Raw genomic sequence first — 15,073 nt, forward strand, 5'->3', positions numbered from 1 at the left:
CGCACACTTGACACGTCCCGGCCAAGGGCCCGCGCGTCAGAAGCTGCTCGCAGGTCCTTGCGGGGGAAAGGGAATCTTGGGGAACGGTTCTTCCGGTTCCATCCTCGAACGGAGTTCAGGGTCGGGGCGGTAGGAGACAACGTAGCCCAGCGGGATCGCCTGCAGGGCGGCCTTGGCTACGGCGGCGTCGATCCACGGTTCGTCCTGCCCGATGGGGAAGTGCGGGTACGGGGTGGCGCGCATGAGCATGTCGGTGCGACTCGTGTTGTCGTCCTCGAATGGCTGCCAGGTCAGTCAGCCGCTGCCGCTCGGCGCGCGGGAGACCGCGTCGAGCAGCGCTTGGAACGAGGCGTCGGCATCGCGGTCGTCGGGCACCCATAGCTCTTGGTCGCTGCGGTCGGCTGCGGCGCGCACTGTCGCAACCGCGGCGCTGCCGGCAGCGGCCACCGGCTCGGGTGCGTCCGAGACCCGGTCCAGACGGCGGGGCGGGCCGGTGACTGTCGGCAACCTGTAGCGCAGGTCGTGCACCCGCCGCTGCACCGTGGTCGGTTCGGCGTAGGGGTGCACGAGCGCGGTCTCGCCGAACGGGGCGAACCAGTCGTGCGCCCCCTCGCTGAACAGGTTCGCGGTGCCGTCCAGGCGCGGATCGTTCTCGACCCCGCGGATCTCGTCGGCGAACAGCGACTCGAAGTCGATGTCCTCCAACAGGTACTCGTCCAACACCCCGGCGCTCACGCCCGCGACGCCCGCTTCCTCGCACACGGCCTGCGCGATCGCGGGCAGCGCCGCCCGGATGATCGCCTCGGCGGTGCAGGCGGCGGCGCCGCCGTGCCGGTCGGCCAGGTCCTGGGCGACCTTGACGGCGGTGACCAGCACCTGCGGAAAAAGCCCTCGTCGTAGCCGTCCCGGAAACGGGTCGGGAAGAAGCGGTGGACGAACGACTCCTCAGCCACGTCGGCGTCAGGTGCTCCGGTGTCGGAGAAGCGGATGCCGCGCAGGTCGTCGATGCACTCGTCGACGATGCGGTGGGCCGCGGCCAGCACCGCACCGCATTGCAGGCGGGCGTCCCGGAGTTCGTCGTCGGACCACGCGGACGTGTCGGTGTCCTCGTCCATCGCGTGGGCGCTGTCGGGATCGAGGAACAGGCTCAGCGGGAGATCGGGATGGCGGACTCGGTCCGAGAGCGTCATGAGCATCGCGCGAAGCCGGTCGTGTTTGCCTTGCTGCGTCATCGGCATCCTCACCCGGTTCATACGCCCGGTGTATCCGGTACCCGGCGTCGGGACCCTACCGGTTCACCGGCCGAGACGTTCGCGGGTAGGTGGACCCGATTGTGCAGAGTCGGACGTCCCTGCGATGACAGGTCTTGCTTCATATTCGGTATGCGTTTCACCCTCACTGGCCCATTGTCATTTATCGACCGCTCGACATGGCGTTATTCGAGTGAACTTGGATGGTCATGTCATTCGTCTGACGCAATCTCGTTGGCATCTGCGCTGGTGGGGACGGGTGTCACGTTTACCGTCCGGCATGTGGTCGGTGGAATGGGATGGCGCGATGCCCGAGCGGACAACATTCTGGCCGGAGGTGCTGGGGTGATCGGATTGGCTGCCTGACGGCTGCTCCTCCACATCGCCATCGGTGGTGTTGCGCATCGACTTGCGTCATCGGAAATGAAGGAGGTCGGCCCTCGTGGCGATAGGCATTATGGGGCCACCCCCATCTCGACGTAGATGCCGAGATCCCATGCCCGCGCTGCCATGGGCCACTCGGCGCATGCCCGGAACCTCGCGTGCGGACCGCGGCATCCGCATCTGCCCGGACTGCGCACACGACGAGGCCGCACGGCCAGCGGCCGGCTTCCCACCCTGTTCACCCGAGCTCTGGCCGGCTGGCTGCCACATCAGGAGCTGGTGGACGGTCGGCGGGCGATCTCGTCTCGGGTGTCGACCGTGTCGGCCTCGTCGGTGCCGGAGGGGCCCGGCCGCTCAAGGGATAGGACGTCATAGGACGTAACGGGTGGCGCAGTTGTGCCACCCCAGCCCCGGCGCAGCCTTGCCACCCCAGCCCCGGCACAGCTGCGCCACCGGTGGGAATCTGCCGGGGGTGGCAATCTGCCGGGGGTGTGGATAACTCGGCGGCCCGGCCTCGAACCCGTCGCACAGCGTGAAGACCCGGTCGACACGACGGATTTCACACGCTGAAATGCCGGCGTGGTTTCATGTTTCGCTCCCGATTCCATTAGTTGGAAACTTTGACACCCCGGGCGATCGATGTGACGATGCCCCTGCGAGACGAACCGGGGGACGTGAAGTCGGATGGTGGCAACAAAGCGACAGCAGCGCATCGTCGACGCTTCCGGCAGGCTGTCAACGCGCATGGACGACGGCTGCGAGTCGGCAGGGGAAAAGGCTCTCGGGAACTGTGGTGATTTCGCCGGCAGCCCCTACCGCCGGTGAAATCGTATGAGCATCCGCATCATGACGTGGGTGTGGGAGCACGCCGAGGCCGCAGGCACTGATCTGCTGCTGATGCTGGCGATCGCCGACTCGGCCGACGACCAAGGACGCAACGCCTGGCCGTCGATCACCGACCTGTCCCGCAAGACTCGACTGGACGAACGCACCGTCCAACGCCGCCTCAAACGTCTGCACGACCAGGGCCGCATCGCGATCGAGATCGGCGGCGGACGACGCCGCAACCGCTACTCCATCCTCATGACCCCACCGCCGACCCCGCCCCGCCTGGCACCGCCACAGGATCAGTCCGCCGCACCGGTAGATCGCCGGACAACCGCTGTGCCCTCCCGTCGAGGGCGCGCCCGGGAATCGGACCGGAGGTCCGACCGCGTCGACTGGCCGCAGTGGTGCGGGCGCTGCGATGGCCCCGCACCGCAGGAACGCTACGTCGACGACGGCACCGGCCTGCTGGTCCCGTGCCCCCGCTGCCACCTCAAAGGGCGTGACCGGAATACCTAGACCCGACCGCCGGCAGGCGCGATCGTGCAGCTGCGAGGCGGTGCGCCCGTCGACCAGAGCGGGCCGGACACGTCGCCGTGATGCAGTGCATCCGCGCACGGCGCGGACGGTCAGTCGCCGGTCGCATCGGGTTCGCGCAGGTCGATGACGGCAATGCCAGGATGCTGGGACAGGGTGCCAGAGTGCCAGCGGATCCACACCGGCACCGCACCGGCCGCGTGGGCGAACCGCAGCTTCTCGACGCTGCGCGGGTTGTCCGCGGTGTCGACCTCGACCGCCAGGTCGGCCTGGTGGGGGCGGGTGACCACGATGTCGAGCCGTCCGTATCGCGTGGCGCCGCCGGGGGTGATCGGGATGGTGAGCTCGCGGTAGGTCAGCCACCGGTCGTGTCGGTAGCGGCGCGGTTGGGCCTCGGCCCAGTCCGGTACCAGGCGGGTGATCAGCTGGGTGATCGTCGTGGTGCTGTGGCGCTCCTGCGGTCGGGGCCCGGCCAACGCGACTAGGCCGCCGCGTAGCCAGCTGCGCAGAGCCTTCACAGAAGCGAGGTCCCGTGCCGGCGCCGGCGTGGGCGTTGCGTGTCCGAGGACGTGAAGCCAGCCCCTGCGGCCAGTGCGCCTTGCCCAGCACCACGACCGGCCCGCTGTCTTCGATCGCGGCGCGCAGCTGGGACTGGTTGGGCGGCAGTCCGGGCAGCGCCAGCCGGATCTGGCGTTTCGCGGTGCCGGCCGCGCCGGTCTTGTCGAATTCGCGCTCGGCCACCAGCGCCTGCTCGGACCGCTGTTGTCCTGGGCGACGTCGAGTGCTTTGCGGGTGGGGCGGAACGCCAGCACAGGACCGGACACGACGGGACCGTATGACTTCACGGTGAAGTGCGTGGACCCTCGCCGGAAGGACCCCAATCGCAGGATGTCCTCGTCGGTGGGAAAGGTGTCGGTCACCAGCACGGCCGCCGCGCCCGTGCGCTGCTCCTGCTCGCGCAACCACCGCGCCACCGCCTCGATCCCGGTCCGGTGGGCTTCGGGCGAGGACGGTTGCGGCAGCCACGCGGCGGCCTCGAACCGACGAAGGGCCGTCAACGCTCCTTGCACGATGAGGTGCCGGGCGACACCGTCGCGAACCGACTGTGCTGCTGGTGGAGCGCGACGGTACCCGCGTACCCGGGTCGCGGAGGTGATCGACGCGGCTTCGCCGCTCAGGAGTCGGTCCACGGCGGAAGCGGGGAGGGCACCCGGATGGCGGCGGGGGCGAGAGCACGTGTGTCGAGTCCTGCCTGGGCGGCGTGGCGAAGGATCGTGTCCCAGTCGCCCACGATCAGGGTGTGGGTGGGGCAGTTCGGACACGGCTTGGTGTTCCTGCAGGCGCTGGTGGCGTCGGTCTGGTTGCGGATGTGGTTGAACGCGCTGAGCGGGTCGTCGGCCTTGACCAGGAACCAGGTGCCGCTCTGTTTGCCGATGGGCAGTCCGGCGGTGACCGCGGTGCTGCGGGGTGGGCCGACGCGGTCGCCGTGGCGGCGGATCACGAAGTGGCGGTCCAGGGTGTCGACCTCGTCGTCCACGGGCCGGTGGGCCTCGACCCAGGCCCGTGCCTGCTCAGCGGTGCCCGGTCCCCAGAGCAGTTCCACCGGGTAGCGGGTGGTCTCGAACCGGGGATCGAACCCGAGTAGCTCGTCGCGGTCATCGACCTGTGCCCGGACGACCAGGCAGACGGTGTCGACCGCCATCTCTTCGGTGGGCACGGAAGAGACGTCGCCGATCTCCACCCGCCCGGTGTCGTCCCAGACGATCAGCTGCACCGGCCGGTGCACAGGTGCTGGGTGCAGGCGCCCGCCGCGAGTCCGGGCACCCCACAGGCAGTTGATGATCTCGGCCAGGTCGTGGATGACCCGGGCGGCGTCGACGGGTGTGCCGAGGTGATAGCCGGAGGGGTGCGCGACAGTGTTGCGCAGCTCGACCTGCACGGACTGCATGCTCCTGGCCCGTTGGCCGGGAAGAAGCCCTTCCTCGCGGGCCCAGTTCCACAGCGACGTCAGCATGCCGTTGAACTTCATGGGCGCGCCGGAACCGGCCAGCTTGAGCTTCCACGCGCCACCCTGCTGCTTGAGGGCGTCAAGGACATCCTCGAACGAGTCGACCTGTGCGGTGCGTTCCAGCCCGCTGGAGGTGTTCACCAGGACAATGCGGTGCTCGTAGAAGGCCAGGAACCGGTCGCGTAGGGCGTGCTCGACGACCAGGCGGGCGTAGTCGCCGGCGACGGTGAAGAACTCGTAGTCGAGCACACCGTGGAGGTAGAGGGTGCGTACGCGCTCGAAGCGCAGTCGGGTGCCCTCGGCGACCTCGTCGACCAGGTCGGTGCCGTCCAGCATCGTGTGCTGGTGGGCCAGAGCCGCCTCCGGCGTGAGCATGTGGCTGACACCCAGCCCGAAGGGGGTGAAGAGCTGCGTGCGCTCGTCGACGGCGCACAACTCCTCCAACATGCGGGTGATCATCGAACCTGCTCCTTCGTCGTCAGCCTCCGACCGGGGGCGGGCCGACCGGGAGGCCAGCCGAGCAGAATGCCACACCCAGGGACAGCTCGCCTGCTGAAGTCGGCGGGCCGGCCGACAGGTTGGAGGAGCCCGAGTTCATGTGGGGCTTGGACCGTCATCGGAGGAAGATGACGCGACAGCCGTCACGCGGACGGCCTAGCGGAGAACGGAGCTCGGGATCAGATGAGTGGTGCCGGTGAGGAGTTCTCGGTGGAGAAGCGTCCCGACGGGCGGACGGCCACACCGCAGACCCTGAGGCTGCGCACCGCCACGCGGACGTTGCGCCTGCACCTGGACGAGCTGCCCATCGACTACGACCTGGCGGTGCCCGGCGACCGGTTCCTGGCCGGGATGGCGTTCATGTTTGCGCGGCAGCGCTACGCCTGCGCCGAGTCGATGATCGGCTCCGGCTTCGGCGGCACGGTCATCGGCTCGATGGCGCGCGGCCTGTTCGTCGACGGGCTGCGGTGGCTGTGGATCGCCAATCACCCCGACCGGCGCCGCTGTCTGCTGGGCGAGCTGCGCGACGAACGCAACCGCCTGTGCATCCTGCTCGAAGAAACCGACGCCAGCATCGGGAACAAGCCCCGCTGGCTGATGCCGCTGCCCGACATCGCGGACCTAACCGGTCAGTCGCTGAGCTGGCTGGACGCGCCACCGATGCCGGACGACGCCGAACTGCTCGACCACTTCCTGGCCCGCCGCGTGGACCCGCAGCCGTCGTCGGGTTCCGGAGAGCATGCGGAGCTGCTGCGCAGGACACACACGCTGCTGGACATGTCGGGCCTGCGCGGGGCCGTGATGGTCCTGGCCCACGCCGGACACGGCAACCACCTGGGCCTGTTGAGCAGCCTTACCGAGGACGGGGCGGCGGCGTGTGACCTGCGTGCCGACCACGAGGCGCTGTTCATGCAGGTGGCCGCCGTCGGGGTGGCCGCCACACTGCTCGGCGTCGCGGAGACGGTGCCGGAGACGTGGCCGGCCGACGTGTCCCGTCGACCGTTTCTGGAGCGCGCGGTGGAGCTGGCGGCAGACGTCGCCGCGGCGGCCGTGCCGATCCACAAGCTCGACACCGCCCGGCGCCCCACCCCGCAAGCCAGGAAGAAGTCCACCAAGGCACCTCCCGTGGTGCTGATGAGGCCCGGCATCGTGCTCGACGCCGAGGAGTTGCTGCCCGACGTCAACTCCGTCGATGCGGTGATCGCCGCCGCCCAGGAGTACGACCGGCTGACCCGCAGCGGATGGTCCACCAGGCCGCAGACCTTCGACCAACCCACCCTGCACGCCAAGCTCGCCTACAACGGGGGACACTCCAACCTGCAAGCGGTGATGGCCACCTACGACAAGCCCGGCTCGGCGGTGATCGCCCCCTACGCCGCACGGATGCTCTTGGAGGAAGCCGCCCGGATGAGGTGGCGCTACTCGGCCGGCGACCCGGAGGCGTTCAAAGTTCGGGCGAAGCAGTACTTCGACGAGTTCCGCGCCCGACGCAGGAAGACGATCGAGACACTCGCCGGCAGTGGTGTGCCGCGCGCCGAGGCCCATCGCATCTTCGCGCTGCCCGGCAACATCCAGGTCATCACGCCCGAGGACGAGATCGCCCCGAACCGACAAGCCCTGCCCAAGATCGACACCATGCTCCGGGAGATGGGAGCGCCCTACCCGGAGCCGGGATGGCTGGAGGTGGCCTACTCGCTGCTCAGCCAAATCACGCACAGCACCGCCCTGGGCCATCTGCACGCCATCCGCTTCCGCCACGACACCCTGGTCAACGAACTCAGCCCGGAGATGCTCGGCCTGACACTGGACGTGGCCTGCCTGGGCAGCGCCCACCTCATCGGCATGGGAGCTCGGCTGCTGACCGGTGACGGCCAGGACGCGGTCCGCTACCACCAGGATCTTGTGCGGCAGGCTGCGATGGTCCACTCCGCCGCACAGTGGGTGCACGGCTTGGACTAGCACGCGGACGCCGGACGCCGGACGGAAACGAAGGCGACGCGGGACGCGGAGTCGGGCACGGGTGATGCCCTGGATGTGCCGTGCGCGCCCGGTCCTACTGCCGGTAGGGCCGGTAGAGCCCGGCCACCGACTGCTGCGACGTCGGAATGAGGCGATCACCGGGCCGGAACGGTTCCTTCCCGGCGAAGCGGCGGACGTGGGCGGTCAGCTCCTCAAGTTGTTCACGGCGCTCCTCCGGGCCGACGGAACCGGAGGTGCCGTCGGTGTAGCGCACTCGGTGAACGGTCGTGGGGCCGCCGGCAAGCAGCGTGGCGACCGGCGACGACAAGGTCGACGGCACGGCGTCGCACCGACGACCGTGTCCGCTGGAGTTTCGCCATCCGAACGCCACCGCGCGACCCCTCAAAATAACTACGATTATTTCAGTGCTGATCGAAGTCAGTTATAGTGGTCGAGTGGTGTCTCGATCGGGTGAAGACTTTGCTCGATCAGGGCTGGTTGATCACGAGGTGGATGGTGGCGGGGGCCGGTGCTCGGGGCGCAGGGCGGGCGGGTCGATGCGGGTTCCGAGTGCCTGTTCGGCGCGAGAGATGGCCTGGTCGAAGGGCTGTCCGGCGATGAGGCGGTTGATGGTCTTGGTGGTCTGGATCGAGCAGGCGGCGGTGTGGAGCAGCCCGCTGTAGCTTTCGGGGGCCGGTGTGCCGCGCAGGCCCGTCTGGTCGTCGAGGTAGGCCATCGCGCCCTGCACGGAGGGGTGGACGTGGGCCGAGTAGAGGCTGAACGCGACGTAGGCGGTCTGTGCGTCGTAGGCGCGGCAGAGTTCGGCGAAGTTCTTGACCATCGGCAGCAGCGGATGGGGCGTGTCCGGCTTCGGCGCGACCGGCGCGCCGACGGCTTCGGGTGAAGGCCAGCCGGCTCGCTGCGCGTGGACGAAGAACCTGCGCTGTTCGTTCTCGCCGTGCTCGGCGACCGCCTCCAGGGCCTGGTCGCCGACGTCGATCACCCATTGGAGCACCAGGGCGTGTTGCAGGATCGACCGGATGATGGGGTCCGCTTCGTGGTCCAGGCCGTTGTCGTGGAGCAGGACGGCGGCCTTGCTGCTGCGCATGATCCAGGCCCACCAGCCGAACGTCGCGTGGAAGACGTGGCTGGTCTGGGCGTGGACGGTGATCTGCCCGGCGTCCATGACCGCGTCGAACGCCTCGGTCAGGATCAGGATCGCGGTCTTGGCCTTGCGTGCGTTCTCCCTGTCGTCCCAGAGTCGCATCCTGGGTGTGTCGTCGCGCTTGTCGGTGCTCATGAGGGATCACCGAGGCTTTCCCGACGCAGGTCGTAGAGACGCCAGGCTTCGTTGAGCAGCAGCGTGGCCGCGCCGGTGGCGGTGACCACCTGCTCGAACGAGGTGCTCGCCGCACCCCAGAGGGTCCCGTTGCCGCCGTCGACGACGCTGCCGTGGTCGATCAGCGATAGGCGGCTGCCCGGAGTGCCGTGGGCGTGGCCGCTCTGCGAGCGCCACAGCAGCCCGGTGCCCGAGCGGATCACCGCCGCGTCGGCGGTGTCGACCGGGTTGGCCAACCCGACCGCCTCGGTGATCGCCCGGGTCATGTCGAACTTCCACCTGCGGATGTTGGCGGGGTTCTTGCCCAGGGAGGTCGCGAGCGCCGCGGCCTCGTCGAGGCGGGCGTCCAGCGTGGCGATCACCCGATCGGCGACGGCCTGCTGCTCGACGGTCAGGGCGGTGGCGGCCTCGACGAGCTTGCGCTGCTGGTTGTAGTTGTCGACCGCGATCTCCAGGGCGTGCCCGACCCGCTTGCTGCGGGCCTGCGGTGCCAGCACCCAGACCGCCTGCGCCGCCCCCATCAGGGCCGACCTCAACACGGTGTAGTTCGCCGCCGGATAGATCCGGCCGGTGGCCTGCAACGCGGTGCGGAAGTAGTCCAGGTGCTCGACGGCGTTGACCAGACCGTTGTAGGCGATCGTCGACGCGGGCAGCGACGGAAATGCCTGGTCGTCGGCGGCGAGGCTGCTGCCGGGAGGCGACCAGGGGCGGCTGTTGAATCCGGGACGCCCAGGCGGCGACGGCGGTGAACAATCTCTCCAGCCGCCGTTCGGCCTCTTCGCGGTTCGGCATGCAGGGCAGCCTATGACCCGAACACCGGCGAGTCTGGGAGCTTCCGCGGGCCGTCATGTCGACGCGGGCTGAGCGGTCTCGCGCTGCACAACGGGCGTCCGGTTCGTCGGGCGGCAGTCGCATCATCTCCAGCAGACGCAGCGCCTGCCCCTCGGCGCGGGTGCCGGGAGCCGCTTCGAGCAGACCGAGCAGCACGATGAGCACGTCGTGGTCGAAGTGGGTGAAGAAGGTGTGCAAAGCCGTCTTCCACGGCCCGTGGAAGACGAACGCCACCTGTCCCAGCCCGTCGATCATCACGGCTTCGTCGTCCACCTGCGCAGGGCGCCACCGCGGCGTGCGGTTGATCAGCCGGCGCAGGGCGGCTACATCGTTCTCGAACTTGAGGCGTTGAACTGTCGACATCGAAGACACCCCGGAAGCCTCGCACATGCGTTCGAAGGTCGAAGGGCGTTGAGCGGCGACCCGACGGCACTCCCGCCGGGCGGGCTGTTCGTAGGATGCGTGAGCATCACTCATCTGTCGTAGTGGGGGTCGCCGTGGCGAAGACCGTTGTCATCGACGTGGACCGCTTGGACCGGGAGGCACACGAGCTGTTCCGGCAGCTCACGCCCGGCCCGTCCGTCGGCCAGGACAAGGAGGGGCGGACCGTCACGATCCCGCCAGGTGAGCGCTTCGTCGAGATCACCCGTCGATTACGGATCATCGCCGTCAGCGACACCCTCGCCCGCGCCGTCACCGAGCTGCTCGCCCGCGGCGGCCATTCCGCCGCGATCGGCCACGTGCAGGTCGACCCGGCCGCCGAGGGTGACGAACAAGTGCTCGGCCTCCTGATCGACTTCCGTGGCAGCCGCGCTGTCGTGCCACTGCGTCCCGGTGCCCGGCAACTGCGGATCTACCCCGAAATCGACGGCATCCACCTCACCGGCCACGAACCGCTGCTGACCATCGAACTTCCGGCCGAAGCGGTCGAACAGGACGGTTGGATCAAGGTCGACTCCATCGTCGCCGCCCTGGCCGAACACCTCTCGCCAGCGGCGTGACAGGCTCGATCACAGCCTGCTTCAGCGAACGCAAGACAGTCCATGACCTCCGGTTTGTGTCACAGCGGTCGTCAGTGGCCGGCGCGGAGACGACGGCGGAAAACCGCGTGAGATGGCGAACCGCCACCTCGCTCGACGTGGCGCGAACGAGTGAATGAGGCGCGGGCCTGTTTCGCGGTGCAGGCACGCGGCGATAGACAGGCAGGCACCGGGGGCACGCCCCCCGACCCCCGGTGCTTATCCCTTAACGACGCACGGTCCAGGTCGACCTCGCGACCCGGGAACCGGTGCCCAGCTGCGCGCACCACTCACTCTGTGTGTTCCCTGGGCGCCGTCCGGTCACGGACACGGCCGCCCGCATAGCCAGGGCGAAGGGCAGGTACCCGGCCGGGTGTTCGGCCTCGTGGGAAAACCACGTCGACCAACCGATGCCCGAGAGCGACCCCCATCCCCATCAGCAATGCCGCCACGGGCAGCGGGAAGTTCGAAAGCCGGTACCTTCCGACGGTGTCGGGCAGCCGCTCCTGTCGAACGCCATCGGCGTGTCGACGATGCGCGGACAACGGTTCTCCCGCTGCGGTCGTCTTGTCCACCCGTGGCAGTTCGTGGATGTCGTGGGCGATGTCGGCCAGCCGGGTCGCGACGGGTTGTCCCTGCCACACCAGCAGGTCGATCCGGGTGTTCTCGACGTCGGCGAGGGTGGCGAACGCCTTGTCGCCGGAGCAGACGGTGAACCGGGTACAGCCGCTGGCCTGCATACGGCTCGCGTGCCTGATCAGCGCGTTCTCGGCGGCGTCGGGACCGGGCTCGACCCGGAGCGGCGCCACGCCGAGGGCGGCGAGGACCGACGCCGCCGTGTCGCCGTCGTCCTCGGACGCGGCGTAGGCGACCACGGCGTGGTGATAGGGGCCGGCGGCTTCCAGCAGCGCCGTCACCTTGGACCGCAGCACCGGCGTTCTGGGGTTGGTGCCGACCATGTTCTCCAGGTCGATCAGCACCACCCTCTCGTCAGGACGCATCACCGAGTGGCTCAGTGCCGCAGTCTCGGGCTCCAGCCCCGTATGTCGACTTCGAGACGGCGTGCGACGGAGGTGCCGGCGGGAACGTCATGGTCGGCAACCGTAGCGTCGCGCCTCGCGACACGAACGAGCGATCACCACGGCGGGCACGCCCGGATCCAACGACGCCAGGTGCTGGCGCCTCCTCGGAGGGGCGGGGAAGGGGCAGTGAGAGAGCAGGGTAGGCCGCACCGCACCGGTCGAACCACCCGCGCGGACGAGACGACCTGTCGCCGCTGCGCGGCGGGCGGTCGGGTCGATGGGGACGACGGTGCTGTGCGAGTCGCGCCAGTGGTCACCCGACGGTAGGGGAAGAATCGACGGTGTGACCGACACGCCGCCGCAACAGCCCGACCCCGACCACATGATCCGGTTCTGCCGCGAACTCCTGCCGGAGATCCTGGTCAAAGCCAGCCTGGTGAAGCCGTCTGAAGCCGCGGCCGTCGGCGAGAACGTGCTGGCGCGGGCGACCGCCTTCGCCGCCCTTCCGCAGCAGACCCAGGACGTCCTCGCCGCGCCGTTCGCGGAAGAGGTGTTCGACCATAAGCCCACCACCGCTCCGCTGGACATGCTGGCAGCCACGACCGTGGTGGTGCGCAACAGCAGGCTCGAACTCTCCCACTTCTCCGGCCTGGTCGAGCCCGGCACCCTGCGCATGGTCACCGAGACGGCGTTGGGACCGCTGTCCCACCTGCTCGCCGCCGCCCGCCGCGGACCGGTCGCCCTCACAGGCCCGGACCCGTTCGAGAACCTCGCCGCCACCTATCCCCGCGCTTGGACCTGCCTGGAAGCGCTCGCCGAGACGGTCGCGAACGACAGCGGCCGCCGCGACTACCGCGCCCCGCAGGTCGACGGCATGCCCTCCCTGCCAGAATCCCACGAGGTCATCCCCGACCGCCGCGCCAAGCACACCCCGGGTGGCACGCTCTTCGACTCCGTCGACCCCCGCTTCGACGAGGAGTTCCTGCGCCAATTGCGCGTGGTCGTCGACCAGGACGGCGACGAGCCCAAGGTCTTCTTCGTCTCCGCGCTGAGCCGCTTCTCCCGCAACGCGCACAAGCAGCTGCGGGTCGTCGAACTGCTGCTCGCGCACGAGGTGACGATCCTGACGACCAACTACATGCTGCGACCCCACGACGTCTGGGTACGCCGCGGGACGTTGGTCAAGCCCGACAGCCACAACCCGCTCACCGGACTGCACCGTCTTCAGGGACTGACCGGGGCACACCGACACATGGCCAGGCGGCTGCTCGACACAATGCGAACCTCCTGAGCTTTCAGCGGCGGGCAGATCGTGGTTGTCCTGCTGTTGTCGCGCGCCGCGTGTCGGCGTGCAGGTCAACGTGTGCAGTCCGGTACAGATGACCGTGCACACGGATGAACGCAGATGATCTGCTTGGGTGCCCATCGGCAGAGACCGACATACCTATGTGACGCCTGCCTGCCAGCCGCTCTCGCACGTTAGACCGGGAGAGTCGGGCGGCATTCGCCAGCCGGGTGACGACCTGCGGCACTGCGCCGTCAGCAGTGGTCGCACTCGAGTGATCGCGCCCGCGCCGTTGCCGCGCGAGCTGGGTATCGTGCGGCGTCCGCGTCCGCCACACTCCAGGTCATGGGTGAGGATGCGGACATCCGAAATCTGGTTCGGGACGCGACCGCCGGCGCTGTGGTGCAGTCGGGATCGATCCAGAACCTGACCATGCAGACCGCGCCGTCCACGACCGGTGCCGTCGTGCCGCGTCAGGTGCCGTTGGCGGTGCGCGACTTCGTGGGGCGCGATGTCGACCTCGCCGGCCGGTGGATTCGCCTCGGTCGTGGGTTCGGCGATACCCGCACCAAGCCCACGCCGGCACAACAGGAAGCCGGCGCGGCCGGCGCACGCACCATCCTGGAATCGCTGCGCACACGACTCGAACGGATTCCCGGGCTCGCTCTTCGCGCGCAGAGCATCCTCGAACCCCTCGGCGACACGAGCGTGCCGCACATCGAACCCCCTAACATCGACGTCGAGGATGATCTGATCGACTTCGCCGGTGGACGCTCACCGCGGAACGCGGACACCGCGACCATCAAGGATCACCTGCGGATCGAATCCGAGCGCACCGAAGCGTTGGCACGTCGGATCGCTGACCTTGGCCCCGCGGCGGGCATCGCCAGGTTTGCCTACCTGGCGCACCATGCCGTACTCGCCGGTCGACAGTTCCCTGGAGGGCTGGTCGGCCTGCGCATGGGGCGATACATGACCGATCCCGTGGCCTGGTACGCCGAAGCACGACGACATGACGTGCCCACCCTCATGCAGACCGCACTCACCGAAATTCTCGCGGCAGACGTCAACCTGCCGCCCGCCATGCTCGAAGCCGACCTGCGCAATCCCGCACGGCGCTCCCTTGTCCTGCACACCAGCCTGTCGCACACCAAGATCAACTCCACGGTTACCCTCGTGCTCGACGACTTGACCGCACAGGACGCACCAAACCTGGGATCGGCGCTCTTCCGACAGAAACCCGACCAGGTGGTGTACCGACTGCTCACCCACCCCGTCACCGAGATCGCCTCCACCGCCGCCCTGCATCTGGGCCTCTCCGACGGCCACGAGACGCGCATACCACAGGAGTGGCGGGATGAGTGGCGTATCGCCTTCCTGAATTTCCGGGGCCACGACGGCAACGTCCACGACGACTGGGCATTCGACAGTCTCCTGGAACGCCTGGTCGACCAGGATCCGGATCTGGTCGAAGAGTGGTACGGCCGCCGGCTCGCCGCGATGAAGGACAAGGGCTACATCGAACCGCTCCGACCTTCCGGCTGCGAGGCCCACCTGTCCGCCCTGCCCGCGCCACACCGGGAACGTCTCGTTCGGACCTACGCCGCTCTGGGACGCGAACGCCTGGGACAGAGCCTGCTGGTTCGACTTGTGGGATCCGATCGCGACATGGTCGAGCGACTGCTCATCGACGGCGTCCTCACCACGACCGACATCCTGGACATTCTCACCGCCGAACGCGATGACACCCTCGAACTGTTCGGGCCGCTGTTGCTCGACAATGGTGTATCGCCCGCGCAAGTGGTAGACGCCGTAAGTTTCCGCGAGGGCTGGATCGAGAGCAGAGTGAACAAGCATCGCCGACTTCGTGACTACTTTCGCGACCTCGGTGAGCGGGTGCCAGTACTTGCGTCTGTCGCCCGGATCGGTTCCGAGAGGCAAGCTCGGCTTCTCGATGAAGCAAAACAACGTGAACGCTTGACCAGGATCCGTTACTGAATTTTCAGGTGACGCCGACCTGGCTATGCCCCCGTGTGTCGCGGTCGAGGACTCAGCAGCCGCGACCCCAGGGCCATCACCGCCGTGCCGAAGTCTCCAGCCTCGCCCCAAGCCCGGC

Annotated in this window: 13 protein-coding genes; 5 read left to right on the forward strand and 8 right to left on the reverse strand. The window is 68.6% G+C overall.

What is annotated here, in order from left to right; translation table 11 throughout:
- Window positions 1–36 precede the first annotated feature (36 nt).
- Together FHX81_RS39375 and FHX81_RS39380 are read right to left on the reverse strand one after the other, a co-directional pair.
- A complete protein-coding gene (locus FHX81_RS39375; protein WP_141983509.1) occupies window positions 37–243 on the reverse strand; it encodes a hypothetical protein in 207 nt (68 codons plus the stop codon).
- Between the two features lie 51 nt (window positions 244–294).
- The gene (locus tag FHX81_RS39380; RefSeq protein ID WP_141983510.1) at window positions 295–876 is read right to left on the reverse strand and encodes an aldehyde dehydrogenase family protein; all 582 of its coding nucleotides are present in this window, start codon (window positions 874–876) and stop codon (window positions 295–297) included.
- Between the two features lie 1,589 nt (window positions 877–2,465).
- Between FHX81_RS39380 and FHX81_RS39385 the strand changes: the two genes are divergently transcribed.
- Entirely contained in the window at window positions 2,466–2,978 is a 513-nt protein-coding gene (locus tag FHX81_RS39385) for a helix-turn-helix domain-containing protein (protein ID WP_141983511.1), read from the forward strand.
- 110 nt (window positions 2,979–3,088) lie between these two features.
- Here FHX81_RS39385 and FHX81_RS39390 read toward each other — a convergent pair whose 3' ends face one another.
- Together FHX81_RS39390 and FHX81_RS39395 are read right to left on the reverse strand one after the other, a co-directional pair.
- Entirely contained in the window at window positions 3,089–4,186 is a 1,098-nt protein-coding gene (locus FHX81_RS39390) for a hypothetical protein (protein WP_141983512.1), read from the reverse strand.
- The gene (locus FHX81_RS39395) at window positions 4,171–5,463 is read right to left on the reverse strand and encodes a hypothetical protein (protein WP_141983513.1); all 1,293 of its coding nucleotides are present in this window, start codon (window positions 5,461–5,463) and stop codon (window positions 4,171–4,173) included. The genes FHX81_RS39390 and FHX81_RS39395 overlap by 16 nt, the downstream gene beginning before the upstream one ends.
- A gap of 249 nt (window positions 5,464–5,712) precedes the next feature.
- Here FHX81_RS39395 and FHX81_RS39400 point away from each other — a divergent pair, with 249 nt between their 5' ends.
- Entirely contained in the window at window positions 5,713–7,461 is a 1,749-nt protein-coding gene (locus FHX81_RS39400) for a hypothetical protein (RefSeq protein WP_141983514.1), read from the forward strand.
- Between the two features lie 94 nt (window positions 7,462–7,555).
- Here the strand turns inward: FHX81_RS39400 and FHX81_RS39405 are convergent, their stop codons facing one another.
- The 3 genes from FHX81_RS39405 to FHX81_RS39415 all read right to left on the reverse strand — a co-directional run bounded on the left by FHX81_RS39405 (window position 7,556) and on the right by FHX81_RS39415 (window position 9,321).
- Entirely contained in the window at window positions 7,556–7,735 is a 180-nt protein-coding gene (locus FHX81_RS39405) for a hypothetical protein (RefSeq protein WP_141983515.1), read from the reverse strand.
- Window positions 7,736–7,963: 228 nt separating this feature from the next.
- Complete coding sequence (locus FHX81_RS39410) at window positions 7,964–8,761, reverse strand: DUF5677 domain-containing protein (protein WP_141983516.1); 798 nt, start codon at window positions 8,759–8,761, stop codon at window positions 7,964–7,966.
- The gene (locus FHX81_RS39415; RefSeq protein WP_141983517.1) at window positions 8,758–9,321 is read right to left on the reverse strand and encodes a hypothetical protein; all 564 of its coding nucleotides are present in this window, start codon (window positions 9,319–9,321) and stop codon (window positions 8,758–8,760) included. Before FHX81_RS39415 ends, FHX81_RS39410 begins: the two co-directional genes overlap by 4 nt.
- A gap of 768 nt (window positions 9,322–10,089) precedes the next feature.
- On the opposite strand from FHX81_RS39415, the gene FHX81_RS39420 reads away from it, so the two are divergent.
- A complete protein-coding gene (locus tag FHX81_RS39420) occupies window positions 10,090–10,632 on the forward strand; it encodes a hypothetical protein (RefSeq protein WP_141983518.1) in 543 nt (180 codons plus the stop codon).
- 308 nt (window positions 10,633–10,940) lie between these two features.
- On the opposite strand, the gene FHX81_RS39425 is transcribed toward FHX81_RS39420, so the two are convergent.
- Entirely contained in the window at window positions 10,941–11,630 is a 690-nt protein-coding gene (locus tag FHX81_RS39425) for a hypothetical protein (protein ID WP_141983519.1), read from the reverse strand.
- Between the two features lie 385 nt (window positions 11,631–12,015).
- On the opposite strand from FHX81_RS39425, the gene FHX81_RS39430 reads away from it, so the two are divergent.
- Together FHX81_RS39430 and FHX81_RS39435 are read left to right on the forward strand one after the other, a co-directional pair.
- Window positions 12,016–12,963, forward strand: coding sequence for a hypothetical protein (locus tag FHX81_RS39430; protein ID WP_141983520.1), 948 nt, complete (start codon window positions 12,016–12,018; stop codon window positions 12,961–12,963).
- A 339-nt stretch (window positions 12,964–13,302) separates the two neighbouring features.
- Window positions 13,303–14,955 (forward strand): hypothetical protein, encoded by a 1,653-nt coding sequence (locus tag FHX81_RS39435; protein ID WP_141983521.1) that lies wholly within the window; start codon window positions 13,303–13,305, stop codon window positions 14,953–14,955.
- Window positions 14,956–15,073 lie beyond the last annotated feature (118 nt).

Origin of the sequence: Saccharothrix saharensis, assembly GCF_006716745.1 — a bacterium.
Classification (GTDB): Bacteria; Actinomycetota; Actinomycetes; order Mycobacteriales; family Pseudonocardiaceae; genus Actinosynnema; species Actinosynnema saharense.